19 protein-coding genes and 1 pseudogene are annotated in these 24,697 nt (G+C 41.9%); 4 read left to right on the forward strand and 16 right to left on the reverse strand.

What is annotated here, in order from left to right:
• Nucleotides 1-2 precede the first annotated feature (2 nt).
• Nucleotides 3-665 carry a DUF4360 domain-containing protein gene (locus FIV01_RS09340; RefSeq protein WP_246210454.1) on the forward strand — a complete coding sequence of 221 codons (663 nt, stop codon included), beginning with the start codon at nt 3-5 and terminating at the stop codon, nt 663-665.
• A 66-nt stretch (nt 666-731) separates the two neighbouring features.
• On the opposite strand, the gene FIV01_RS09345 is transcribed toward FIV01_RS09340, so the two are convergent.
• The 4 genes from FIV01_RS09345 to FIV01_RS09360 all read right to left on the reverse strand — a co-directional run bounded on the left by FIV01_RS09345 (nt 732) and on the right by FIV01_RS09360 (nt 4,579).
• Nucleotides 732-1,409, reverse strand: coding sequence for a hypothetical protein (locus FIV01_RS09345; RefSeq protein WP_152430763.1), 678 nt, complete (start codon nt 1,407-1,409; stop codon nt 732-734).
• A gap of 297 nt (nt 1,410-1,706) precedes the next feature.
• Entirely contained in the window at nt 1,707-2,078 is a 372-nt protein-coding gene (locus tag FIV01_RS09350) for a polysaccharide biosynthesis C-terminal domain-containing protein (RefSeq protein WP_152430764.1), read from the reverse strand.
• A 285-nt stretch (nt 2,079-2,363) separates the two neighbouring features.
• Nucleotides 2,364-3,734, reverse strand: coding sequence for a sulfoacetaldehyde dehydrogenase SafD (gene safD / locus FIV01_RS09355; RefSeq protein WP_152430765.1), 1,371 nt, complete (start codon nt 3,732-3,734; stop codon nt 2,364-2,366).
• Nucleotides 3,735-3,751: 17 nt separating this feature from the next.
• On the reverse strand, nt 3,752-4,579 hold the full coding sequence (locus FIV01_RS09360; protein WP_152430766.1) for a sulfite exporter TauE/SafE family protein: 828 nt from the start codon (nt 4,577-4,579) through the stop codon (nt 3,752-3,754).
• A 199-nt stretch (nt 4,580-4,778) separates the two neighbouring features.
• On the opposite strand from FIV01_RS09360, the gene FIV01_RS09365 reads away from it, so the two are divergent.
• Nucleotides 4,779-6,164 carry an aminotransferase family protein gene (locus FIV01_RS09365; protein WP_216649447.1) on the forward strand — a complete coding sequence of 462 codons (1,386 nt, stop codon included), beginning with the start codon at nt 4,779-4,781 and terminating at the stop codon, nt 6,162-6,164.
• Here FIV01_RS09365 and pdxR read toward each other — a convergent pair.
• Nucleotides 6,148-7,620: a MocR-like pyridoxine biosynthesis transcription factor PdxR gene (gene pdxR, locus FIV01_RS09370; RefSeq protein WP_216649448.1), complete on the reverse strand. Its 1,473-nt coding sequence runs from the start codon at nt 7,618-7,620 to the stop codon at nt 6,148-6,150. The genes FIV01_RS09365 and pdxR overlap by 17 nt on opposite strands.
• 145 nt (nt 7,621-7,765) lie before the next feature.
• Between pdxR and FIV01_RS09375 the strand changes: the two genes are divergently transcribed.
• Complete coding sequence (locus tag FIV01_RS09375; protein ID WP_152430768.1) at nt 7,766-9,406, forward strand: alanine/glycine:cation symporter family protein; 1,641 nt, start codon at nt 7,766-7,768, stop codon at nt 9,404-9,406.
• A 46-nt stretch (nt 9,407-9,452) separates the two neighbouring features.
• Here the strand turns inward: FIV01_RS09375 and FIV01_RS09380 are convergent, their stop codons facing one another.
• Both FIV01_RS09380 and FIV01_RS09385 read right to left on the reverse strand, forming a co-directional pair.
• Nucleotides 9,453-11,648: a sensor histidine kinase gene (locus FIV01_RS09380; protein ID WP_246210385.1), complete on the reverse strand. Its 2,196-nt coding sequence runs from the start codon at nt 11,646-11,648 to the stop codon at nt 9,453-9,455.
• A gap of 15 nt (nt 11,649-11,663) precedes the next feature.
• Nucleotides 11,664-13,880, reverse strand: a complete 2,217-nt coding sequence (locus tag FIV01_RS09385) for a putative bifunctional diguanylate cyclase/phosphodiesterase (RefSeq protein ID WP_152430769.1) — start codon at nt 13,878-13,880, stop codon at nt 11,664-11,666.
• A gap of 354 nt (nt 13,881-14,234) precedes the next feature.
• On the opposite strand from FIV01_RS09385, the gene FIV01_RS09390 reads away from it, so the two are divergent.
• Nucleotides 14,235-15,833: an ATP-binding cassette domain-containing protein gene (locus tag FIV01_RS09390; protein ID WP_246210387.1), complete on the forward strand. Its 1,599-nt coding sequence runs from the start codon at nt 14,235-14,237 to the stop codon at nt 15,831-15,833.
• Between the two features lie 32 nt (nt 15,834-15,865).
• Here FIV01_RS09390 and FIV01_RS09395 read toward each other — a convergent pair whose 3' ends face one another.
• From FIV01_RS09395 to FIV01_RS09435, 9 genes and pseudogenes are all read right to left on the reverse strand, one after another.
• Nucleotides 15,866-16,561, reverse strand: coding sequence for a substrate-binding periplasmic protein (locus tag FIV01_RS09395; RefSeq protein WP_172971828.1), 696 nt, complete (start codon nt 16,559-16,561; stop codon nt 15,866-15,868).
• 80 nt (nt 16,562-16,641) lie between these two features.
• Nucleotides 16,642-17,310 (reverse strand): type 2 periplasmic-binding domain-containing protein, encoded by a 669-nt coding sequence (locus FIV01_RS09400; protein ID WP_152430772.1) that lies wholly within the window; start codon nt 17,308-17,310, stop codon nt 16,642-16,644.
• A 24-nt stretch (nt 17,311-17,334) separates the two neighbouring features.
• Nucleotides 17,335-17,514, reverse strand: a complete 180-nt coding sequence (locus FIV01_RS09405) for a hypothetical protein (RefSeq protein WP_152430773.1) — start codon at nt 17,512-17,514, stop codon at nt 17,335-17,337.
• A gap of 114 nt (nt 17,515-17,628) precedes the next feature.
• Nucleotides 17,629-18,972, reverse strand: coding sequence for an anthrax toxin-like adenylyl cyclase domain-containing protein (locus FIV01_RS09410; protein WP_172971829.1), 1,344 nt, complete (start codon nt 18,970-18,972; stop codon nt 17,629-17,631).
• A 379-nt stretch (nt 18,973-19,351) separates the two neighbouring features.
• A pseudogene (locus tag FIV01_RS20740) lies at nt 19,352-19,465 on the reverse strand (GNAT family N-acetyltransferase); the annotation flags it as partial.
• A gap of 111 nt (nt 19,466-19,576) precedes the next feature.
• On the reverse strand, nt 19,577-20,818 hold the full coding sequence (locus FIV01_RS09420) for an NRAMP family divalent metal transporter (RefSeq protein WP_152430775.1): 1,242 nt from the start codon (nt 20,816-20,818) through the stop codon (nt 19,577-19,579).
• Nucleotides 20,819-21,567: 749 nt separating this feature from the next.
• Nucleotides 21,568-22,272 (reverse strand): HNH endonuclease, encoded by a 705-nt coding sequence (locus FIV01_RS09425; protein ID WP_152430776.1) that lies wholly within the window; start codon nt 22,270-22,272, stop codon nt 21,568-21,570.
• 145 nt (nt 22,273-22,417) lie between these two features.
• The gene (locus FIV01_RS09430; RefSeq protein WP_152430777.1) at nt 22,418-23,062 is read right to left on the reverse strand and encodes a hypothetical protein; all 645 of its coding nucleotides are present in this window, start codon (nt 23,060-23,062) and stop codon (nt 22,418-22,420) included.
• A gap of 314 nt (nt 23,063-23,376) precedes the next feature.
• Nucleotides 23,377-24,123, reverse strand: a complete 747-nt coding sequence (locus tag FIV01_RS09435; RefSeq protein ID WP_216649449.1) for a hypothetical protein — start codon at nt 24,121-24,123, stop codon at nt 23,377-23,379.
• Nucleotides 24,124-24,697 lie beyond the last annotated feature (574 nt).

The raw sequence follows: 24,697 nt of genomic DNA on the forward strand, positions 1-24,697 counted from the left end.
AAATGAAGTTGTCTATTTCTGCGCTACTTGCAGCATCAAGCACGCTATTAACCACTAATGCGTTTGCTGAAATTGAACTTGCCCAACTTGATCCTTCTCAGGTAACCATCAAAAGCCTTCAAAGCTCAGGCAGTGGCTGTCCTTTTGGTACTGTATCTTCAACTATCGCCCCTGATGGCAAGTCATTTGTACTTGGTTTTGATGAATATATAGCTGAAGCTGGACCTGATATTTCAAGACGTGAGAATCGTAAAAACTGTCAGATCACCGCAGTACTCGGAATCCCAAATGGATACGCATTTACATTAGCAGACGTTAACTATCGCGGATATGCCGACCTTGATGAACACGTAATGGCACAACAAATCTCGACTTATTTCTTCGCGGGTGAGCGTCAGGAAGCTCGACTAAGCTCAGCATTTTCTGGACCAATTTCAGAAAACTACCAAATCAGTGACCGTCTTGGCCTATCAAGCTTAGTTTGGTCTTCTTGTAACGCTACAGAACCCGTCGTAATTAAGTCAGAAATAAAAGTGGACAATCGCCGCAATCGTGACAATAGTGGACTAATCACTCTCGATACCATTGATGGTAAACTGACTCATAGCTATGGTCTAATGTTTAGAAAATGTGGTGATGTAAGCCCAACTGGTGAAAGAATCTAAACCAGCACATAAAAAACAACAATGGGGGCACAAGCCCCCATTGTTACTTATAGATCTTCAAATATTTTATTGGGTCGCGTTGTACGTAACTTGTCTTTCGCTATAACCCATATTCGCAGGGGTATGGTTTATATCAACCTGTATATTGCCCGAAATATCACCTTCAGAGCCATAAACTGGGCATGTCGCTACATGAGAAAGGTAGGTGGCTTCTTGTGGTTTCATAAAATAGTAAATTTGCTGAAGATTACACTCTCCAACCGTCATACCTTGTGATTGCAAACGAGCTCTCTGCTTATAATAATGCGGCGCTACATCAAGTAAGTAAGCAGGTTTAAGCGTGTAAACATTAACTTGATATTCATCGGTATACACATTCCCTGACTTATATAAGCCCGTATCATGACTGTAAAGTACATTCAGGTGCCAATACGCAAGCTCAGATTCATCACTTGGAAGCTCACCCGGTTTGGAGTATAAACACTGAAATTGGCTATGCGGAATATCTATCTGCTGCTGCATAGGCCCGCCTTGGCGTATCGATTGAACGCCGCAGCGGTGCAGAGTAAAGCCATTTTCAACCATACTTTCACGAGTTTGGTGCGCAGCTTCGAACTTATTGAATACTCCCTCTGGTGTTGTATCTGTAAACACTTGAGGGGTTTCAGTCTGAGGGGTTTCCGCTTGTACTTGGGCAGCTAAACAAGTAACGAAGCAAGCGGTTGCTATTTTTGTTTTCATCATTATTTCCTCTTATAAACCGCCGACAAATTACATCACAAAATACATACCAAACAGAGTAGGTATGTATTTTTGTGATATAAAACAAAAATGATTTATTTTATTAAATGAGAGACTTCTAAATAAAGACACACAATGAAAATTATAATTAAAATAAGTTTACCCAACACATGAAATTATTGTTTAATTTATATTCTTGTATTTAAGCAATTATAAATTTGGCAGTAAGTTCATTATTTATATTAATTTCTATTCATTTATAATGATGATAGGGACAATCTATTTAAGAATGTATTACTTCTAAACTTTTTCCCTAATAACATCTTCCTGAATATCGCTGATAGAGTTATTTTCCAGAATCATAACATCACTTTCCATGTGCATATTATGCACAACAAAAGGCTTGATTTCGATAATTGATGGGGCCACGACCCTAATGCTTTCTATACTACTAGAATCAACGTGGCGACAATGAACTACAACCTCACCTTGCAGTAAAATAAAAGTTTTTAATCGAGTGCCCTCATTGATACCTCTATGGTAGCTGTTTCCGCACCATGAGCCTTTTTTTCTTGTGAGGTAAACAAACTGCCCATAGTCTTTTATTGCAAAAGACTTTGTTTCCCCTCGATCGTCATAACCAATGTCATTAAACTCTCTAATTGTTATCATCTTATCTCCCTTTTAAAACTTCACTTACTGACTACTAACATTTAATTTTTCAATTTATGATTTTAATTTTTATTAAGAAAAAATGAAACCTTGACAAAGATATGATCAGTAAAATTGATAGGTAACAAGGGTTGTAATTTTAGATAAAGGATTATAATTTAAAATAGACAATACAGTACAAAAGATGAAAGGCTCTTAGAAAAGGCAACAAGATCCCAATTGGTGTAAACAGAAAAAGATGGTGCGACAATTTCAAATTGCACTGTCACACCATAGGGGAAGAGTTTATAGTACTAGCGTCTTAGTGACCGACATTTCTCTTATTGCATATTTTATCCCTTCTCGGCCGATACCGCTGTGCTTAACGCCTCCAAAAGGAAAATGTTCAGCCCTAAATCCAGGGCCATCATTGGTCGCGAGGGTACCAACATCAAGTTCATCGAATAGTCTATGTATTGTTCTCAAATCATGAGTAAAGACACCAGCTTGAAGACCGTAATCGCTGCTGTTTATGACAGGAATAATTTCATCGATAGACTCAAACTCACGCAATGGAATAACAGGGCCAAAGACCTCTTCAGTCATCACCGGACTATCATCTGGCACATTCTCTAATATAGTCGGAAATACAATATTGCCTTCTCTTTGTCCGCCAAGAGCAATAGTAGCGCCCATTTTCACACTTTGATCAATCACATCCTTGATTTGGATAGCAGATTGCTCATTGACCAGTGGCCCAACAAACGTTTCTTCTTTAGCTGGATCACCGACAACAAGTTCACTGCTGGCCTTAACCAGTATATCACGGAACTCTTTATAGACATTTTGATGGACAAACAGACGTTTCGCAGCTGTGCAGCGCTGGCCTGCGGTTGCGAAACGCTGTTGAATAGCGGCATTAACAGCTGCGTCAAGATCGGCGTCAGGCATTATAATAAGTGGATCACTGCCTCCTAATTCAAACAGCATTTTCTTGTAGCCGGCATGCGCAGCGATAGCTTCAGCCGCAGGATGACCTCCAGTAAAGTTAACCGCATTAACATCTGGATGACTCACTAACCCAGCCATTTGATCAATATCAGGTACGACAAGTTGCAGCACTTCTTTCGCAATACCTGCTTCGTAGCAAAGTTCGACCAACTTTGCTGCTGAACCATGATTAATCGGTGCTGGCTTAAGTATAATGCGATTTCCTGCAGCAAAAGCAGGGCCGATTTTATGCATTGCTATATTGATAGGAAAATTAAAAGGAGTAATACATAAAACGGTTCCAATGGGGGTGTAACGAACGACACCCGTTCTTCCTCTCGCAGGTGCATAAGCGTCTGAGTCCAGCACTTCCCCCTGAATTTGACGTGCTTCTTCACTGCAAGCAATGGTGGTATTAATCGCACGTGTCAACTCGACTCGGCTATCTGCGATGGTTTTTCCGGTTTCTTGCGTTATCATCATTGCTAAAGATTCAGCATGAGTTTCTAGTAAACTCGCTAGTTTACGCAAGATATCAGAACGCTGAAAAGCCCTCAGATTAGACTGTACTTCACGCCCTTTCTTAAGAGTTTCAAGACAGTTTCCAATTTCTTCTTTTGAACTAAAGTTAAAGTCACCAATACTCTCTTGTGTATAGGGATTTTTTACCTGATAAGCCAACGTCATAAGTCTTTCCTATTATTCTATTGAAGGTGTAAGGTGATAATTTGATAGGTTAACTGTCCGCCAGAAATAAACAGCGCCCACCACATCAAACGTAAAAATAAGGCTGTATTTACTTTAGTCAGTAAGAATACTCCCAACTTTGTTGCTAAAAAAGCTGCCACAGCAAAAATTATAATCAGACCTGCATTGTCGGAAAATGAAAAGCCCAGATAGAGAAACGCAGGTATTTTAGTCAAGTGAACAAAAAGCTGCATGATAGACTTGTTGGCAACAATGCTCTCTTTTGATAGGTCATCACGCATGAAAAATGCAGTGAGCAAGGGATCAACCGCACCTGCAATAATTCCTAAACTACCTGCTGCCAATCCTACCCAAAAAAAGCTCTTATCCTTAATCTTCAACATCGGCAATTTTTTAGGTCTAAACAATGTATAGACAATAAGCAAGAGTAAAAGATACAAAGCAAACAAATCACTGACCAGCTCCACAAGCAACCGAGTCGTCAATGCAGCACCTATCAAAGCACCAAAACAAAATGGTATGCACATTTTGACCGAGACTTCGCGGCGCAGTAGCCAAGCCCGAATTCCATTTCCGACAATCTGAATGGATGCGTGAATTGCAATTAATGGCCTTACTGGAATGAATATACTCATGCCAGTGAACATCAAAATTCCACCAGCACTCCCTGTCAAGCTCGATAGCACGGAAGCCAAAACCACCACCAAGGTAGATAAGGCTAAGGTTGAGGTTGACAGAGAAATAACGTCCATTGCTTGTTTTACTATCCAGTCATAAATAGAACCATTAATGTAGGTGACATAAACCATTGTTCGTAGAGCCAACAAACAGTTTTTTTGGTACCAGTACTGGACTTAAAATCTGTCTAAATCTGGCTCTATTAACCTCATCTTATAGGTCTGTAAACTTTATCTGCATACACAACACCTTAACTAAGCAAGCGGTGAGTTAGCCTGAACTAATGGTTCATTCATCGAACATCAGAGTTAAGCCGTTATAAAAAGTAGTAATCTTAAGGAGCTGATGATGAACGACATGGATATTCAATCACTGGTTGACAGCAATAATGAACACGTCTGGCACCATATGAAGCCGCACCAAGCTACGCCTATGATGATCGAAAAAGGCCAAGGCATGTATGTCTGGGATGTTCACGGTAAACAATACTTAGATGCAGTCTCAGGGGGCGTATGGTGTGTCAATGTTGGCTATGGTCGCGAAGAAATCGCCAATGCGGTTAGAGACCAACTAGTGACGATGAACTACTTTGCTCAAACAGCTGGTAACCTTCCTGCTACGCGCTTTGCAGAAAAGCTTCTTGAGAAAATGCCTGGACTTAGCCGCGTTTATTACTCCAATTCTGGCTCGGAAGCCAACGAGAAAGCATTTAAGCTTGTCAGACAAATTGCTGCAAAAAAATATGGCGGTAAAAAGCACAAGATACTTTATCGCGAGCGTGACTACCACGGCACGACCATCGCTTGCTTAAGCGCAACAGGTCAAGAAGAAAGACGCGATCAATATGGTCCATTTACTCCTGGATTTATCAGTGTCCCTCATTGTTGTGAGTATCGTTCTCAATGGGGCGAGACGGAAGATTATGGTCTTAAAGCAGCGAATGAAATTGAAAAAGTAATACTTAGAGAAGGGCCTGATACAGTTGGTGCCATTTGTCTTGAGCCTATAACAGCAGGAGGCGGCGTTATCGAGCCACCAGTTGGCTACTGGCAACGTGTACAAGAAATATGTCGCCAGTATGATGTTCTATTACATATCGATGAAGTAGTCTGTGGCCTTGGCCGAACGGGTAAGTGGTTTGGTTACCAGCACTACGGAATACAACCAGATATCGTCACTATGGCTAAAGGTGTGGCATCAGGTTATGCCGCTATCTCATGCACAGTGACGACAGAACGTGTTTATCAACTGATCCATGATCAAGATACAACCAGCCGTATGGATTTTTTCCGCGACATCTCTACGTTTGGAGGCTGCACCGCAGGACCTGTCGCAGCACTTGCTAACCTAGAGATCATAGAAAGAGAGAACTTGGTGGAAAATGCACGGATACACGGTGAATACCTGAAAGAAAAGATGCTTGAGTTGAAGAAAAAGCATCCCATCGTTGGTGATGTACGTGGCAAAGGACTCTTTGTTGGCCTTGAGCTTGTGCAAGACAAAGCAACCAAGCAGCCTGTTGACGAGAGTGTAAGCGTTGCAGTAGCAGCTCATTGCCTAAAACACGGCGTTATTATTGGCAGAACCAATCGCTCATTCCAGACACTCAATAACACCTTGTGTTTAAGTCCTGCGCTTGTCACTCAGAAATATGAAATAGACCTAATCGCACAGGCAATCGACAAGGCACTTACCGAAGTCGAAGAGCAATTACTCACACCAGCTTTGTAGGCGAAAGTACTTTCTCAACTGCATGAGATAATAGGCGGACCCCATCTTGGATGCGGTCCGTCTTTATTAGCGAAAACCCCAACCGGAAATATCGACTTGCCTCATATTTGCCTTTAGAGAGCTGATGAAAGTGTTGGATTCCAGTCTCGATATACACACCATGTTTTAATGCTTCTTTTTGTAAACGGACACAATCTAAACCTTGAGGCCCTTTAAGCCATATCGCACTGCCACCCATAGATGGTGCCATTTCAACACTAGGCATGAACTCTTGCAATGCTGTTTTCAGCAATTCATAACGCTCAGCATATCTAAGTTTCAGTCTATGTACCAAGGTATCGTGGTAGCCACCAGCTAGGAAAAGCGCCAATGCGCGTTGGTTATTGGCCGGCGTGTGGCGCATCATTAATCGCCTCAACGCACGGGCTTCCCGTATTAGATGCTCTGGTCCAACCAAGTAACCAACTCTCAAACCCGGTGCTAGCGTTTTCGATAAACTACCGACATAAATCACTCTGCCTTCGTTATCTAAACTCTTTAGTGCCGGGGTTGGCGTTGAATAGAAGTTAAGCTCACTCTCATAATCATCTTCAATGAGCACAAAGTCATGGTCAACCGCTTTCTGTAAAAGCTTAAGACGACGCTGTAACGGCATGGTGACTGTGGTGGGTGATTGATGGCTAGGTGTTACAAATACATAGTCACAATCATCGATCTTTTGGTTCACAACCAATCCGTCTTTGTCTACGTCCAACTCACAAAGGTTTGTCTGGTTAAGATCAAAAATGTGGCGAACATCGGGATAACCAGGAGTTTCTAGTCCGAGGCAAGTGCCAAGCCCTCCAAGCAATTGGCTCAACAGGTAAAGTGAATGCTGGGTGCCCACTGTAAGTAAGATCTCATGATTGTTACAGCGAACCCCTCGGCGCGCAAGAATGCGAGTCCTAAGCTGATCGATTAATAGCGGGTCATCTTCATCAACTCGGTCTTGCAACCACTCTTTTGCTTGTAGAGTCTGCGCTGCTCGTTGGGTACACTCCCGCCACTCCCTAACAGGAAAAAATTCAGGATCAGGTTGCCCATAAATAAATGGGTATTCACACTGCCTCCAAGCATCTGGTTTATGCAAATGATGTTGCCGAGACGGTACAAGTTTTAGTTTATTATCCCAATTGACACATGCTTCTCTTGGGGGCAAAGAAGAGTGGCTTGCCACTAGATTCTCGTCATAGGTAAAATGAACAAAGAATCCCTTTCTCTCTTTGGCAATCACATACCCTTCCTCAATCAGCTTTTCATAAGCTAGAACCACAGTATTGCGGGAAACTCCTAGCGTTTTTGCCAGTTCTCGGCATGAGGGGAGCGATTCGCCGCAACGAATGTGACCATCGAGGATACTCGTACTGATCATGTTCTTAATCTGGGTTTGCAAACTGGTACCCTTGCCGAATTTCATGTAAAATAGATGCTTCATTTTGTTATTATTATCAACAATTTATTAACTTATTGGCCCCATTTTTAACACACTTCTGGCTCTAAGAGTAATCCGACCTTTTATCTATGATGAGTCCTATGCTGTTAATAACGCAGGACTTTATGCTATGCATCTACATCCGCCTAATTCACCCCTTCGGGTACTACTTTGGTTTATACTATCCACTTTATCTTTTCCCTCTTTCGCCACAGAACCAAACCAAGCGCTTAACTTCGACCAGAAGGTCAATTCCTTCATTTCTCCTATTGCACAACAACTGTCTTCGATTGTTTTCTACAAAATTAGCTTGTTCGGTTATTCCGTGCCCATCATTGTTTTATGGCTAAGCATGGCCGCTGTTTTTTTCACCTTTTACTTAAACTTTGTTAATTTACGCGGTTTAGGGACGGCATTTCGCTTAATTCGAGGTGACTACACCAATCCAAAAGCGACCGGAGAAATTTCTCACTTTCAAGCCGTTGCTACCGCGATATCAGGGACTGTCGGGATTGGTAATATCGGTGGTGTTGCTGTTGCGATTACCATAGGTGGACCAGGTGCAACCTTCTGGCTCATCATGGCTGGCTTTCTTAGCATGTCGACCAAGCTGGTTGAATGCACTTTGGGTGTTAAATATCGAAAAGTGAATCCAGATGGTAGTATTTCCGGTGGTCCCATGTATTACCTTGAGCACTACTTAAAAAGTCGCAACTACCCAAGATTGGGTAAATGTTTAGGCGGCTTTTATGCACTCGCTCTGGTTATTGGATGCTTGGGAATTGGCAATATGTTCCAATCTAATCAAGCCTATGCTCAGCTTTTAGTCGTAACTGGGGAAAGCCAAAGCTTTTTTGCTGATAAAGGCTGGCTCTTTGGCGTGATTATGGCTGTATTGGTCGCTTTGGTTATTCTTGGCGGTATTAGTTCCATTGCCAAGGTTACCGCCAAGCTTGTTCCTATCATGGCGATTCTCTATGTGGTTTCTGCCTGCGTGATCCTGACCATGAGTGCAGAGCATCTACCCAATGCTGTATCGCTTATATTCTCGCACGCTTTTAGTCTCGAAAGTGCTACGGGCGGTGCGATAGGGGCCATTATAGTTGGATTCCAGCGGGCAGTGTTCTCTAATGAAGCCGGAATAGGTTCGTCATCCATTGCCCACTCTGCCGTACAAACTGATGAACCTGCTTCAGAAGGTCTGGTTTCTTTGTTCGAACCACTGATTGACACCGTGTTTATTTGTACTCTCAGCGCCTTGGTTGTTATCTCTACGGCTTATCCTACCGGTCTTATTCATGGTGAACTTGTCGGTATTGAACTTACTTCAGCAGTCTTCGCCCATCATATTACTTGGGCCCCTTACCCACTAGCCATTGCGGCTCTGCTGTTTGCTTTTTCTACCACCATTGCATGGTCATATTATGGATTGAAAGGATGGACTTATCTATTCGGTGAGAAGCGTCACTCAAAACTATTATTTAAACTTATGTTCTGCAGTTTTGTCGCTCTGGGCAGCATGATTCACCTAGATGCTGTGCTTCAGTTCTCCGATGCCTTGGTATTTTTAATTGCAGTGCCCAACGTCCTAGGTCTGTACTTATTCGCTCCACTGGTTAAACGCGAGGTCGAAGACTACCTAAACCGAATTAAGCTTGGAGAGATTGTAAACTATCGCCTTATGGGCGACAGCCTAGATAACCAACCAAGCCATAAGAGACTTTGGTATCGCATAACTAATCGCGCTCAATATAGGTCAGAGCAAACTTAAGTTAAGACGACAAAGAGCCTATTCAACAATAGGCTCTTTAAAGACTCTACCCTCCATCACGCATAGACTCAACGGCGCCTTCAGAGGTTTTATTCTCCGGAGCCACTAAAGGTAAGGTCAATGTAAAACAGCACCCTTGCCCTAGCTCACTAGTAACCTTGATATCTCCGCCCAGCAAGTCAATCACTAAGTTGTAAACAATATTCAAGCCTAGTCCTGAGCCACCTTGCCCTAAACGTGTAGTAAAAAATGGATCGAAGACTTTGCCGATATGCTCAGGTGCGATACCTTGACCATTGTCGGTTACAGTAATAATCGCTTTATCTTCAATTTGCTGCCCTTTGATCTCGATAGTGCGATGCTCATGACCAGTAAAAGCATGGACTAAAGCGTTAGACAGTAAATTCATCAAGATTTGTGTAAGAGGCCCGGGGTGACTATCCATATGAATGGCTTGTGAACATTCTTCAGTGAGCACCACTCGGCTACGTGACAGACTGGGCGTCATAGTTACCCTTAATTCATGCAAAACTTCATCCAGCTCGAACTTGCGGCGTTGGTAACTCGACTGGTCTACAGCAACTTGTTTAAAGCTTGAAATCAACTCTGCTGCCCTTCTTAAGTTACGTTCAATGCTATCAGCCGATTGGGCGCTTTGATCAATATAAGCATCGAGAGTTGAACGTCTAATCCCCTCTTTCGTTGACTCAATAAAAGTACTGTTAAACTCTTTTAAGCTGCTCGCTACCACAATGGCATTCCCTATCGGCGTATTAAGTTCATGGGCAATGCCTGCCACTAATGAACCAAGACCCGACAGTTTTTCTGACCGTACAAGCTCCTCTTGAGTCGCTTTCAACACTTCAAGCGCTTGTTGCAGTTCTTGTGTACGCTCATCGACTCTGTGTTCGAGCTCTATGGTTTGCTGGTTAGTTTTTTCAAGGTATTCCCGACGATCTTTCTCAGTAGCGGCGGCATGTTCAAACCAGTAATACCAACGCTGCGGAATCTTAGGAATAGATAGATCGCGATTTTCGGGTAACCCCTCAATAAAGTGCGCTAAGCGCATAGCGGGTTGGCTGAAATGCCAGTGCTGATATAAAACCACAATCAATAAGAGCAGCGTAAACATCATCGCCATAAAAATATGTGGCATAACAATCGCTAAAATATGATCGCTTAATTTTTCTTCCGTGATTTCGAGAACCAGCTTCCAGGGCGTATTGGGCAGATCGTAAGCGCTCCAATAACCGTTTTCGGTCTGATTGAGCACACCGTGTTCGGCTTTGTGAGCAGCGCCGATGGCAACCAAGGTGAGTACTCCTTCCTGCTTCACCACTTGCTTAGCACTAAGAAGTGCACCCTCACTATCAGCAACCACCAAACCTTGTTTATCGATGATGGTTAAGCGAGCAACGTCTATTGGCTGCTCAGTCAATATGTAATCGAGCACTTTTAACGTAATATCTGTGCCAACGGCTCCAACAAACCGCTCCTTATTGTAGACAGGGGCCAATAATGAGACCATCATCCCCTTCCCCCCCGCATCCAAATAGGGCGTGGTCCAAACATTCTTTTTCTCAGAGTTATTGCTGGGACCGACCAACTCAAGAGGGTAAGTGCCACCAGCTTGATAAATGACGTCTATCGCTTTATCCATATCGTCGGTATTGGTCGCAACGAGCAGATCCTTGTAGCTCAGCCACGGGTAGAGATAAGTAAGAGCTTGCTCATCATCATAGTAATAGCTCCACTGGAAATCCTTGTGTTGAGAATGAGTGGAAACAATTTCGGGCACCGCCATTAAAATAGTGCGTAGATCAAACGAATAATCACCAATATTTGACCTTACATAAAGTTGCCCCAGTTCTTGCCTTACCTCTTCGGGTAAATTTTCCCATGGGGCGTTTTTTACCGACCCGATTGTGTTCTTTTCAAGAAAGGTGAGGGCTGACTGACTGGGACTCAATTCTGGATACCGGTACGCTCCTTCGACGGCATTTCGCATCTTGTCTACATGATCGAACGACACAGATAAGGTTTTATTTAAGGCAATTAACACTTCAAGCGCTTTATGTTCCAGCTTATTAACTTCCTGAACACGCACCTCTTTACTCAAATAAAATGAACCTCCTAGAGTAAGGAGAACAATGAGTAACAGCACACCATAAAACATAAACTTGTGACGACTAATCAGTGCATCGGCACTCATTTGATCCCTATTCTGGTTAAAGTCCTTCATCTTGGAGTCCAATGGTTATTTATTCTTAGTGCGCTTATGAGAAAAATTAAGCAAATCCTCCAATATCATTGCTTTGGCAAATAGCCACCCTTGTCCTTCCTCACAGCCAAATTCCTTTAACTTCTCAAGCTGCTCTTCTGTTTCTATTCCCTCAGCGGTTAATTCCATACCTAAAGTTTGGCCCAAATTGACGATCATTTTCGCAATGCTGTCATCTTGTAGCATGGGATCAACGAAAGCGCGGTCTATTTTTAATCGCGTCGCTGGCAAGGTGTGCAGTACGCTCAATGAGGAAAAGCCTGTACCAAAATCGTCTATGGCTATTTTGCATCCCAATTGGCGGACTTTGTCTAACACTTTACATAATTCAGAAATATTCTTGGCAGCCACCGTTTCCGTCACTTCTAGCTCTAGTGTCTCGGGAGCTATGTTGTATTGTTTCATTGCCTTACGCAGTTGTTGTACAAAACCAGGGCCTTCTAGCTGAGTCGGTGACACATTAATCGCCATGGTTAATTTTGTGTAACCCGCCTGCTTTAACATCTGAAACTGCATACAACAGTGTTCAATAACAAATGTCCCAATACTAACCATTAACCCTGATTGCTCAGCTAGAGGGATGAATTGATCAGGAGGAACCAGTACGCCCGCTTTATTGCGCCAACGTAATAGAGCCTCTACACCTGAAAGCTCCATGGTAGACAACTTAAACTTGGGCTGGAACGTCATAAACAAAGCATTGTCATTGAGCGCTTGCTTGAGCTCTGCGAGTAAATGCATTCGATCGCGCGCATCTTGTCCCATGTCAGCAGAAAAGCTTACCGCCCCACCTCGGCAATATAACTTAGCTTGCTTTAAAGCCACTTGAGCGTCTTTGTAATGCGCAGATGAATCAAATTCCTGATCCTTAAGATCAACAAAACCAACACTTGCAGTGATCTTGAAAGGCTGTTCATCCACCACAAAGCTTGAATCAAACAAAGAAAGGATGTGGTCAGTTACTATATCCTGCTGAGAGCCAAGCAATGCAAACACATCGCTGCCAACTCGAGCCAAGAAGCAATGTGGGAAATATTTTTGTAAACGAGAAGAGACTGTAACTAATAAACCATCACCGGCCGAGTGGCCGAAGCTATCGTTAAAGGAAGAAAAGTCGTCGATGTCAATCAATGCAAGCCTAGCGTAGTCATTACCTGAAATCGCGGTGTAGCGGTACCTACGTAAACTGTTGAGATTTGCAATATCAAGAAGGGGGTCTTTAAAGGCTTGCTCTTCCAAACGATTATACAAAATGACATTATCGAACCCAATGGACAAATTCGCACAAAAGACTTCAAGTAAATGTTTATCTATGCTTTCTAATGGTCGACTAACGTCCACATAAGCCGCCATCCCTCGGCCACGTTCGGTAGAAAAATACAAAGTTAGCCCTTGCTCCAACAAACTTTGTTTACTGTCTAAACATTGCATGATGGAGCTTCTAATCGGCTCAGAATCAAGCGTTTCCAAAGAGGTTTGCACCAAGCTACTGTATCGCCCCGAGGCGGCGATAATCACCGGACCTGCCGACTTCTCACCTTGACTTTCTTGTGCGCAAATCAAACCGTCAGGCTCTATTTGCATGATCGCACTAATTTGCTTAACGGCTCCTTCAGCAAACATTTGCATTCCGTAGAAATGAGCGAGTTCCGTACTCGCCTTAACCACTTTTTCTAACCCTTGACGCATGAGTTGCTGGCTGCGAATTTGATTATAGGCTCGAATGGCACTGGTTAAGATAGTAAACAGCCGAATACGAGTAAGCTCTGGTTTCGTGCGATAATCATTGATGTCATAGCGTTGGATTGTTTCCATTTCAGGAGCATAACCCGGCTGGCCTGTACGTAATATAATACGTAAAGCATGCATATTGAGTTCTTCACGTATCACTTCAACCAGCTCTAATCCAGCTAACTCGGTTTCCATCACCACATCAAGTAAAATAACGCTAATATTATCTTCAGCAATTAGGACAGCCTTGGCTTGTTGGGCAGAATAAGCATGAAGGAGGTTAAGAGGACGATCTTCAACGATCAGATCTTTCAAGGCCAATTCTGTCGCGTGATGCACTTCTTCATCATCATCTACGATCAGCACCTGCCAGTAACGAGCCTGTGTCACGTCCGAGTCTTGCTCAGACACATCCTCGATAATAGGCATTAACTCATCAGAATCATTGCATTGCTTACTCATCGCTCCCTCATATAATTGCAGTGATCTGAACTATGAGTTTAGTCGTAGTTCGAGGCTGTTGCCTAACAAAGTCGACAAAGTAAGACGGCTGCTATTGACCTTAGGTTAATTAGATGACTACAATTGCGCCATCATTCCAAGAGAGAACCACGCCAATGAACAACTAAGCCTGTTATCCATTTCACCTTACTTATTGGATCTACAGGAATTAGTAGGCGTCGTTCACCTATGCATTCTCATTTTTTATCGTGTGCTTTGGCTACAAAACTGACGTTTAGTAGCGAGATAGGTTGCGGTTTATAACTCTCTAACCTGTGTTTGATGCCTGCTTTTCCTGTTTACAGGAGGCAAATTTTGACCATTTTTCACACTCATAATCTCAGTTATTCATTCGCTAATGGCGATAACCTATTTAAGAACCTTTCATGTACCATGGACAAGCAACGAGTGGGCCTCGTTGGACGCAATGGAATAGGAAAGTCAATCCTCGCTTCTATCATATCTGGAGGAGTCGCTCCTTCAAGTGGCGACCTCGTGGCGCCATCGAACACAGCTATTTTCCACCAGCAATCATCCGTTTTTCCAAAGGATGATGTTTCTATCGCCGAGTACCTCAATATGCATCATGTATTGGAAGCACTCGACCATATTCGAATGGGTAACTGCTCACAAGAGTGGTTTGATTTGATTGGCCAAGACTGGGATGTGGAATCTCTCCTTGAGAAAGAACTGATTAACCTGAGAATACCACATGATCTTTTATTTTCTTGCCGTCAGCTTAGCGGCGGACAATTTGCACGTCTGGCGCTTTGGAAACTGTTCAAGCAACAAAGTGATTTACTTATTCTCGATGAACCATCAAACCATATGGACAGTGTTTCTAAGCAATGGCTTATCAACACAATGGACAAGTTTTCAGGCGCCATATTGCTCATTAGCCATGATAGAAAACTACTCAATACCGTCGATGAGATATGGGAGCTTTCAAGTACAGGGTTAGAAATATACGGTGGTAATTACCAGTTTTATACTGCCAAAAAACAGAGCAAACAACTCGCTATTGAAAGACAGTTAGTCAATATCAAAAAAGAAAAGAAACATCTTGATATTCAGACTCAACGTAACCTCGAAAAAGCACAGCAACGCGCAACCAAGGGTAACAAGCTACGTAAAAGTGGTAGCCAAGCCAAAATGTTACTCAATGGCATGAAAGAAAGTGCTGAAAATAGTGCATCGAATCGAAGCAAGTTAGCACACACCAGAAGGGCACGACTATGCCAACAAGAGCAGCTACTCACAGCAAAACAAGATAAGTGGAAAAGCCAAAGGTTCAATATCCAAGATAACAGCAACACGACAACGGCTCGTCATTCTTATCTAAATGGTAAGCTCAAATTTGGCAATAATATTCGTTTAAACTTGCAGCTTTTCTATGGTGAAAAAGTACATATACAAGGCCCAAATGGATGCGGTAAATCCACTCTGTTAAAGACATTACTAGGCGAACTACCTCTGCGAGAGGGTGATATTTACACTAAGGGGCACTTTTGCTACTTGGACCAGAACTTAGCCATCATTGATCCAACGCTATCAGCTTTAGATAACTTCTGCTCACATGTACAAAATGTTCCTACTAGTGAAATGAGAACATTGCTAGCAGGTATCGGTTTTCGAGGCGACAATGTGTTTAAACCTGCATCTGTATTAAGCGGAGGTGAAACCATCAAACTTGCCATGTTAATCGTTAGTCATCAAACCAACCAACCGGTTTTATTATTGGATGAGCCAGATAATCATTTGGATTTAGACTCAAAAACTGAGTTGGCCAGCGCTCTAAAAAGTTACACAACTGGCTTTGTGTTGGTGACCCACGATGACAGCTTCGCCCATGACTGTGGCATTACACAAAGCTACGTCATGACAGATAGCAGTCTCGGTCTAGAGAGATATTGAACAGTTGGAAAGCCGATAATCAGCTTCTGCCTTTACTCAGCTTGCTCTGAGTGAAGGCGCACAAATTCTCGTGCCGAGTCTTCTAGTGGCTGCAAGAGGTGTGATTTGTTCAAACGAATATAATGATATAAATCTTCTGTATCTACCGGAGGGCTAGCAATTTTGATGTCAGGATATTGCTGTGCAAGAAGCGCATAACTTTGCAAAGGAGCTAGCCAAACGTCAGCTCTACCTGCCATGAGCATAAGAGCGGCTTGGTCAACAGAATATACCTTATGTAAACGTCTATAATCCTTGAGGACTTCAATATACCTGGTGCCATGCATAGTCACGATTGTCTTATCTTTGGCATCATCTAGTGTTTGGTAATAACTCCCATCTTTGGCAAATAAGTGTACTTTGATTTGCTCTAACGGAACATTAACTTTAATCAAGCCTGCTTCTTTATCTAACTGACCAATTCGTAAGTCCAAAGCATCATATTGACCCGTTATTATCGATTGAATTGCTCGTTCGTCAGGTAGGTAAGTCACTGTGTAGGGAATGCCCGCCCCCTGGTACACAGAAGTAATGACCCCTTCCACCGTCATGCCATACTTTGTCGTTTTATTCTCCCCTTTATAGCTCTCTCCAATCGCAATATTGATAACCTCTATATCTTGAGCTAGGGCATTATTTATTGGAAACAACACATTAATGACAAATAAAACAACTAAGACTTTCATCATTACATCCATAGGTCAAAACTGATAATAGCAAGTATAGCTACCGGCCAAATTCTGCTCATATCAAAAGCTTTAGTATTCGATTAATCTTCGTCAACCGATTTAGACCGATTAAATGCTTTAAAGGATTCTTCAAGCGGCTCGACAAGATGCGACTTTGACACATGAACATAATGATATAAGTATTTTCTGTATACTGAAGGACTCGCAATCTTGATTGTTGGAAATTCTTTTTTTGCTTTTAGATAGGCACTGTAAGTTGCTAGCCATAAATCAGCCCTTCCCGTGGTCAGCATTAAAGCCGCTTGCTTTTCAGATTTGACCAAGTGACGTTTCTTGTAAACTTTTACAATATCTGAATAACGGTTTCCTAGTGTTGAAACCAGTGTTTTATCTTTGACTTCATCCACGCCTTGATAAAAATCATCATTGATGGAGAGTAAATAGACATTCATTACAAATCCAGGAACATCGATTCGGATCAGCGTTTCTTCTTCATCCAGTGTATCTACACGAAGGTCAAGCGCATCATATTGACCTGATACCGCAGCTTGAATTGCTCTCTCATTGGGTAAATATATAAACTCGACGTCAATATCTGCAGCTTTATAAATAATTTTCAAGTCCCGCTCTAGTGTTAAGCCTTTGTATACTTCTCCCATCGCCACTTTGACTGAATTATCTGTGTTTGCCGATACTGAATTTGCAAACAATAGCAGGATACACAGTATTCTCAGGAACCATGTTTTCATTGTCTCCACCAGAAAACTTTCTCTTTATAAAACTATAGTGTGAGTTAACAAAAAGATCGCACCATCCGCTTTAAGGTTGTCTTCTAGCGCAGACCCTTTGTAAATGTCACCAATGGCAACTTTAATCGAATCACTGGCTTTGGCAAACACATAGTTAGGCGTAACAATGACGCAGAACAGTAAGCCCAGAATCCTTGTTCCCATTTTGTTTCCCACATAATATAAACCTTTATATCAATATAGCTTGTACAGAAACGAAAGTCGCCAGGGTTACATAGTATCGGCTTAGCTTTTGGCTCATTTGACCACTATAAAGCATCAGCCAAGGCTAGCCTTTCGTATTTGCATAAGTTGACTAATAGTTCGCGCAGCCTGTTCGAAGTTTTCACTTCTCGCTTGAGAAACTTTACGCTCCCATTTTGGATTGTTAGGCACTGAAAAATCATGAGTTTTTGCTTGTTTGACGAACTTAGCAAACTCATCGGCACTTTTTATTATATGGATAGGATTGTAATGTGAAAATCCCTCCGGCATGAATACAGTGAGTGGATAATTAGACGCCGTATCTGTGTAGGGATTTGCTGAATCTGTGCTGTGATGAACAACGGGATTACCCTTCTTACCAACGGTTGCCGCATTGAGCATATCGATCATTTTGGCAATCCTTGGCGTGGCATTACCTATAGCTTGACCAAAGCTACCTTTGATTTCGCTCTGTTTGGCAAAAAACTGTTTAGGAGTAAAGTCTTCTCCCTCTTTTTCTTTAAACCTAGCTTTATACATGGTGGATACATCAGAAAAGTGCACCCGTTTGACTGGTAAATTGTCTTCTATCGCCAGATCAAGATCTTCCACTTTTGGCGCAATAAACATGAGGTCATAATCAGCGGTTAGGGGTAATCCAGAGACAGGATCAGCAAGAACTTTAAGAGGCTCTCCTTCGTATGAGATCTCAAAATGATCACCCTTTTTTTCTGCTCTGTATTCAAGACCCTCAGAAAGTAGTTTTAGCACACCACTTTGCTTATGATCTTGTTCAACACTGAACACCCCATTATTTTCCAACCACTCAAAACGTTTTTGAGAAAGAGTCAAGTTCACAGAAATGGCATCGCCGCTTTTTATACACTCCTGTACATTCTCATTGTATATGGTTATCTGATTTTGACGCACATCATCGTCATCTCGCAGAGTAACATGCAGTTTACTCAACCTCTGCTCAACACAGATAAGCCCTGCTTGAGGACCATGATTGGAAGATTTACCTTTAATTGCAAACCCTTTGGTTGGATAGCCTTCTTCAATAAGCCCCGTTGACATACGATCTACGGGACGAAAAGCGATGATCTGTTGAGTCTTTCTAGCCACTGTTTGGATTGGGATCAAATGCCTTTTAATCATGCCTGTTTTACTTGCTAGCTTATTTACCAAATCGACTAAAAAGTCTGCACTCGTCTTACTTGATTTGAGAGAACCATCAGCCTTGATGAGAGGTTTAGATTGTTCTCTGCTTGGCTTTTCCATAGGGGGATGACATGAAGGCAGCGTGTCAGTCACATTGCGTACAGTCTTAACCTCAAATTGCGGAAATTCTTTTAAGTCGTCACTCGGTATATGCGTAACACTATCCGGTAGGTCAATAGAGGGAATTGATATTGGCAAACTTAGTGATTCCTGCTGTAACATTCATGTTGATGATATTTAATAAACATAAATAGTTAAACAGTCAATAATATATCCAAAGAAAATTAAATAAGTATAATATTTATTAATATTATTTGATTTTTATTGAAGAGTTTATAAGCAAAATGAATAAAAATACAAACCATATCCAGTATTGTAGTCTTTATAAATTTGTCTGATGTCTCCTATTTAAGCCAAACTAAGCCGCCTCTCCTGCTTGAGTTTATTCACCAAACGCACTTTCTAAACTTGCCTCTCTTGACCATTGTTGTTTTGGTTAACAAGTTTCCCCGAAATAAAAATTACTCCTTTAAACAAGGAGTAATTTAGCTTATTAATGCTGAGACTTTAAAACCTTTTATATGCCTTTCCACTCTGTAGATAGAACTGACATTAGTACTTTATCGACAAACTCACCATTGCGAAAGCCTGATTGCCGCATCACCCCCTCATGTTGATAACTAACATTATCTTTATAAAGTTACCCGAAAATACATACACTATCTATAAGATACTGTTCTATCGCGGTTAATTTAATATCCTACATTAAGGCCTATGATGCTTTTACTCACAGTGATTAGACTTAGCCAAAGGTCATGATAAACAAGGTATACAGACTCATTGCTGCCATCATTATGGTAATTAACCAACCAAACATCGACATCCAGACTGGGTGTTTATAGTCTCCGACAATAGCCGATTTACGGGCAGCAATCAGCATAATGCTTAATGTGGCAGGAAGAATAAAACCATTCAACGCACCCGCTACAATCAATAGAGTCACTGGCTTACCAATAAAGCAAAAAATAAGGCTCGACGCTAATATAAAGCCAATAATGAAACCTCGAGTATTGCGAGCAATAAAAGGGTGAAGGGTTTTCAAAAATGATACAGAGGTATATGCTGCCCCAATCACTGAGGTTATAGCAGCAGTCCAAAGCACTAAACCAAACAACTTGTAGCCGATGTTGCCTGCCGCATGCTGAAACATTGATGCTGTGGGGTTTTCAGGATCAAGCGTCACACCTGTACTTATGACCCCAAGTGCAGCAAGAAACAATATCACCCTAACGACAGATGCCAAGCTTATTGCAGAGATTGAGCCGCTGTTAACCTGTGGCAAGGCTTCTTGCCCTGTCACGCCAGCATCGATCAATCGGTGTGCGCCTGTAAATGTGATGTAACCACCAACAGTACCACCAACCAAAGTAACAATAGCCAACACATTGAGCTTCTCTGGCCAAACAGAACGATACAGCGCCTCACTGACAGGGGGCGAGGTCGAGAGCAAAACGTATAACGTCATTACCATCAGTGAAGCGCCCATCACTATGGTAAATCGGTCCATCTCTTTCGAAGCATCTTTTAATAAAAAGAGACTGATCGCAATCACTGCACTAATCGCTGCCCCTGCTACTGGCGTGATATTCGGAAATAAGACGTTCATTCCCATACCTGCACCGCCTAAGTTACCGATATTAAATGCCAGTCCCCCCAAGGCAACAGTACCAGCAATGACAAAACCTAAACCTGGTAACAGATCATTTGCAATGTCTTGAGCGCGCTTTTTCGAGACCACAATGACCCGCCATATGTTCAGTTGAGCGCCGATATCAAGAAAGATCGACACCAAAATAACAAAAGCAAAACTAGCGCCAAGTGTTTGAGTAAAGACGGTGGTTTGAGTAAGGAATCCAGGACCAACGGCAGAAGTTGCCATCAAAAAAGCAGCGCCCAAAATCAATGACCAGTTAAAGCCCCCTTTCGTTGACGGCTTTAAGATCGAGTCATTCACCGGTTGCTGTTTCACTTTATCTATAGACATGTACTACTCCTGTAATTATTCCTCTGCAGAGATCTGGATAGCTCCAAGAGCGATCCCTTCTAAGATCAAGTTACGCTTTGGCATTCAATGACTTCACCAGATAATCGACACTTCATCCTATCCATTTGTGGTGTAAGGGTATATCTCACATTGAAAATCTCTGGCATTGCTTGGGGGTAAATAGGTCAAACTGATAGCAGGGAATCACTTTCAGTGTCACTTATTGGCTATATTGCGCAATAAACTAGGTAGTACTTGCTTGGTCTCGCTGACGAAGATAGAAAGGGGTATGGCGAATATAAATAATTTTTAACTCCAAAAACAAGTCACATAAGGAAGTTAAAAAGGTAATGGCGGAGGAAAGCGTTAATACAGGCGGCAAGGAATGGTGTCGTTGAAAGCATAAGCTGCCCTAACTTAAAAGTAGAAAATGTTCTATTCTGCGCTTCCATTTAATCGTAAGGATTATTGTAAAAGAAAACTACTTACATATTTCAAGACTAAAATGCAGACCCCATAAGCAACGTAGAGCAACTGATTTTACACGTCTGAAAAACATTCATACGTAGCTTTTGGACAAAACTGAGTCAGTTATATTACTAAATTAGAATATAACTGATTAGTCCACGTATGGAAAAGTAATAACGCCTGCAATAAGGTGCCCGATGCAAAACCAACAAAGAACACCGAACCTCATACCAAAACCGCCGAGTGTAATGGGTCACCTTGATTGCTTTGTTGTATGTGTCTTAAACCTTGGTACCTAGCAAAGCAATTAAAGCATCGACTGATATTGGAGGGTGTGTTCTATGTAATATTCCATGGCAATTAGGGCATAGTGGCTTTAAGTCTTTAACTGGATCAACTTCATACTCTTGCTTTATCTCAGCAAGTGAGACTTCATGATGCACGTGTATAAAGCCCTTGCCGATGTCACCGTAAACATTTTGAAAATCAAAGTTGCAAACATAACATTTGCAGCCATAGTGAGATATACACTTAGCTCTGGCATCGGGGTTACGTTCATAAGCATTCACTGAGATTTTCTTCGTTGCGCCCTCAGTATAAGTGTCTGGATTCACAACCTCTTCTATTGCAGTAACATCTTCATGTTCAGAGGGACTTAAGGCGTACCAAAGCCCACCAACTCCAGCTAAGTGCTTGTCCTCAAGGATCCAATCGAAACTTTTAATTTTGGCTCTGCCAGTATCAGTTTCATCGTATTGCATCGGGAACGTCTTTAAACTATATCCATGATTCTGAATCAGAGATACATGCTCCAGTGATTGCTTCCTACCCGCACCTTTCCAGCTCTCATCAAAGATTAATCCGTCTTTGTGTACATCCCAATGACCAAAAACCACGAATTTTTCATCGTGATTAACGAATGACCAACTCCAATTCCAGTTTCTGCAGGTTGCCCCCACAGACTCCATAAATTTCTTTCGACTCATTTGAACTACCTAATCAAATAAAGCATATAACGCTTTGCTAACGGGCGATAACGCTATACCACCCAACTTAAAATTTGTGTCCTAAACGCTGAAACCAATTTGTATTGAAGTCGCAAAGCGTTAGAAGTCCCTGTTAAGTAATTTGTTATGTTTCGGCTTCCCAAAAGTACATTTTACTAGGGTATTTGCCACTAGATGTAGAATACTGCATCTTATCCAATGCAGTACAAGTTCGCAGAGATAGGATGCTTGAAGCTTTGAGCAAACAGCCTTTAAAATTGTGCTTGTAGGGAAACCTATCGTGAACGCTTAACCCAACTAGTAGTGGATTCATAGCCGCCCAAATTGATATCAACTTGGGGTGTTGATTGCTAATAAGCATCAGACGCTCCTGCACGTCTCCACCAAGTAGACCTTGCTTATCATAGTTATCTGTTGCGCTATGGAGAACATCCCTGACCGTAAGACTATCATTTATAGGCACATCTAACTGCCTGTCTAGCTCACTCAAATAGAAATCAAAATCCTTCTTGTTGTCCTGTATATAGGTTTGGTCATAGTGGTGCTCATCCAGCGATCGTTGTGATTTGACTTGATACATCAATACTGAGAAAGCAAGAAACGCAATAATCGGTGAGTAGATACCACCAAACGCACTTCCCATTTCAGCCCAACTAGAATGCTCGCTCCAAACCCCAATGCCAAACTGGTATATGTAGATTAGTATTGGTGCAATCAAAATAACGATTAGAACCAAATTCGCGAGTATTTTTATGTACCTATCTTTCACAGTAACTCCCAGAAACATAACGCTTTATAGACGGACTTTTTCCGTCTTTGCATTCCGTCTATGTTGCTGCCATTAATTATGAAGCTCAACTGGTATCAACCTGTTATGTGAATCGGCATATGTTGTGGGGTCGAATTACGGAAAAATTCCGAATACGAGATCAAAGTACGGATTAGATTAACTTGGGCTATTGGTGTACTGCTTAGGTGTTCCGTTTGCAGGTTCTGAGAAGTTTTGGGGCACTTCTGAGCTGCGAAGTGACGGCTATGAAGGTTCTGGACATTTCATAGTGAGGATTAAAAGGACAGGCACCATTAAATGGTTATGCTTTGAGTGTTGGATACCATCTCGCGATATTTTGAGACATTTGATAGGGCCTCTTCTAACGATTGCTTATTGTGACTTTCTTCACCAGATGTGAGGCTGACTATAGTATTAGCACACATAGTTCCTCCAGATACCTGACCATCGGTAAGTCTTGAACAAGATCTAATATGCTCAAATGTTACTGTAGAAATCTCTTCAGAACAAGAAAGTTTAAGCTGTTCAATTTTCGGCCTAATGATGTTTAATATTGTATTGCCGTATTCTAATGCTTCATCCCTAGTTGGGATTCGGCCCTTATGGATGACGCTATTCCTGAACCCTGCATCTTTGCTTGAAAGTAACTCTGGCGCCTCTCCAAATTCACTAGCCCAAAGAAACAAATAAGCACCAAGCTGCCTTTCGGATTGATTAGATACTTCTTTCCATGTTTTAACAAACACATCAGTTTCAAGTTTTCTTTTTACGCAGAATACCTTAATACAAAACTCATAAAATCGCTCCATGCTTGACGTAAATGACGATATTGCCTCGCGGTAATAACCATCGATTATCGCATTTGCACCAATGTCGAATAGAACTTCGAATTTTTGCTGCTGGAGGATAGTTACTGATTTGTGTCCACGTGAACAACAAACCTCATAACGCCCGTCATCTCTGAATTCTAATGTTGCAAATTCAAAAGTAGGCTTTCCTAGCTCTTGAAAACACGTCATACAAGGCAGAATTAATTTCATTGACACAATCCTTAGGAGGAATAACAGCTATTAGATAGACAACCTCTACCAGAACTTGTCCATTTAAAACTCTTTACGTAATCCTTTGAACCATTTATCCATCTCAGCCAAGCTTTGCACAACCAACTGTATATAACTCTGCGTAGGATAAGCAGTTCACAAAATGCAGACACTATCGTGCCTAATACACCATAGTAAACTATGTACATAGTTTACCATTACCAATAGTAGGTCAATAAATGACAATCGTAACGAGTCAAGATTGTAGAGCTAAGCAACTTTGGAGCAAAACCACGACCAGATACAAAGCCGCCCAACCCCACACTGCAAACCCCATCACAAAACCACAATTTTCTGCTGAGGGTAGAAACCGTCACTTTCACTACCCTCGCGGTCTCCTTAAATACCCTTCTAAGCAAATACACTATTAAGTTAGTTACTTTGTCAGACTCTTTTATCGTTCACTCAGTGGTTTAGCACAGTGATGATTTCCATATAACTTGTTACAGTTCAGCCATTTAATATGCATTTATATTGATTTCCCGCAGTGGTTGGGTCATAAGAGTGAAGCGGT

The organism is Vibrio aquimaris (assembly GCF_009363415.1).
Classification (GTDB): Bacteria; Pseudomonadota; Gammaproteobacteria; order Enterobacterales; family Vibrionaceae; genus Vibrio; species Vibrio aquimaris.

What these genes read in the sequence shown, in the direction of transcription:
- FIV01_RS09375 (WP_152430768.1), top strand. Translation starts at nt 7,766, where the DNA reads ATGCATCTACATCCGCCTAATTCACCCCTTCGGGTACTACTTTGGTTT.
- FIV01_RS09340 (WP_246210454.1), top strand. Translation starts at nt 3, where the DNA reads ATGAAGTTGTCTATTTCTGCGCTACTTGCAGCATCAAGCACGCTATTA.
- FIV01_RS09420 (WP_152430775.1), bottom strand. Translation starts at nt 20,818, where the DNA reads ATGTCTATAGATAAAGTGAAACAGCAACCGGTGAATGACTCGATCTTA.
- FIV01_RS09435 (WP_216649449.1), bottom strand. Translation starts at nt 24,123, where the DNA reads ATGAAATTAATTCTGCCTTGTATGACGTGTTTTCAAGAGCTAGGAAAG.
- FIV01_RS09365 (WP_216649447.1), top strand. Translation starts at nt 4,779, where the DNA reads ATGATGAACGACATGGATATTCAATCACTGGTTGACAGCAATAATGAA.
- pdxR (WP_216649448.1), bottom strand. Translation starts at nt 7,620, where the DNA reads ATGAAATTCGGCAAGGGTACCAGTTTGCAAACCCAGATTAAGAACATG.
- FIV01_RS09425 (WP_152430776.1), bottom strand. Translation starts at nt 22,272, where the DNA reads ATGAGTCGAAAGAAATTTATGGAGTCTGTGGGGGCAACCTGCAGAAAC.
- FIV01_RS09395 (WP_172971828.1), bottom strand. Translation starts at nt 16,561, where the DNA reads ATGATGAAAGTCTTAGTTGTTTTATTTGTCATTAATGTGTTGTTTCCA.
- FIV01_RS09400 (WP_152430772.1), bottom strand. Translation starts at nt 17,310, where the DNA reads ATGAAAACATGGTTCCTGAGAATACTGTGTATCCTGCTATTGTTTGCA.
- safD (WP_152430765.1), bottom strand. Translation starts at nt 3,734, where the DNA reads ATGACGTTGGCTTATCAGGTAAAAAATCCCTATACACAAGAGAGTATT.
- FIV01_RS09405 (WP_152430773.1), bottom strand. Translation starts at nt 17,514, where the DNA reads ATGGGAACAAGGATTCTGGGCTTACTGTTCTGCGTCATTGTTACGCCT.
- FIV01_RS09345 (WP_152430763.1), bottom strand. Translation starts at nt 1,409, where the DNA reads ATGATGAAAACAAAAATAGCAACCGCTTGCTTCGTTACTTGTTTAGCT.
- FIV01_RS09385 (WP_152430769.1), bottom strand. Translation starts at nt 13,880, where the DNA reads ATGAGTAAGCAATGCAATGATTCTGATGAGTTAATGCCTATTATCGAG.
- FIV01_RS09380 (WP_246210385.1), bottom strand. Translation starts at nt 11,648, where the DNA reads ATGAAGGACTTTAACCAGAATAGGGATCAAATGAGTGCCGATGCACTG.
- FIV01_RS09350 (WP_152430764.1), bottom strand. Translation starts at nt 2,078, where the DNA reads ATGATAACAATTAGAGAGTTTAATGACATTGGTTATGACGATCGAGGG.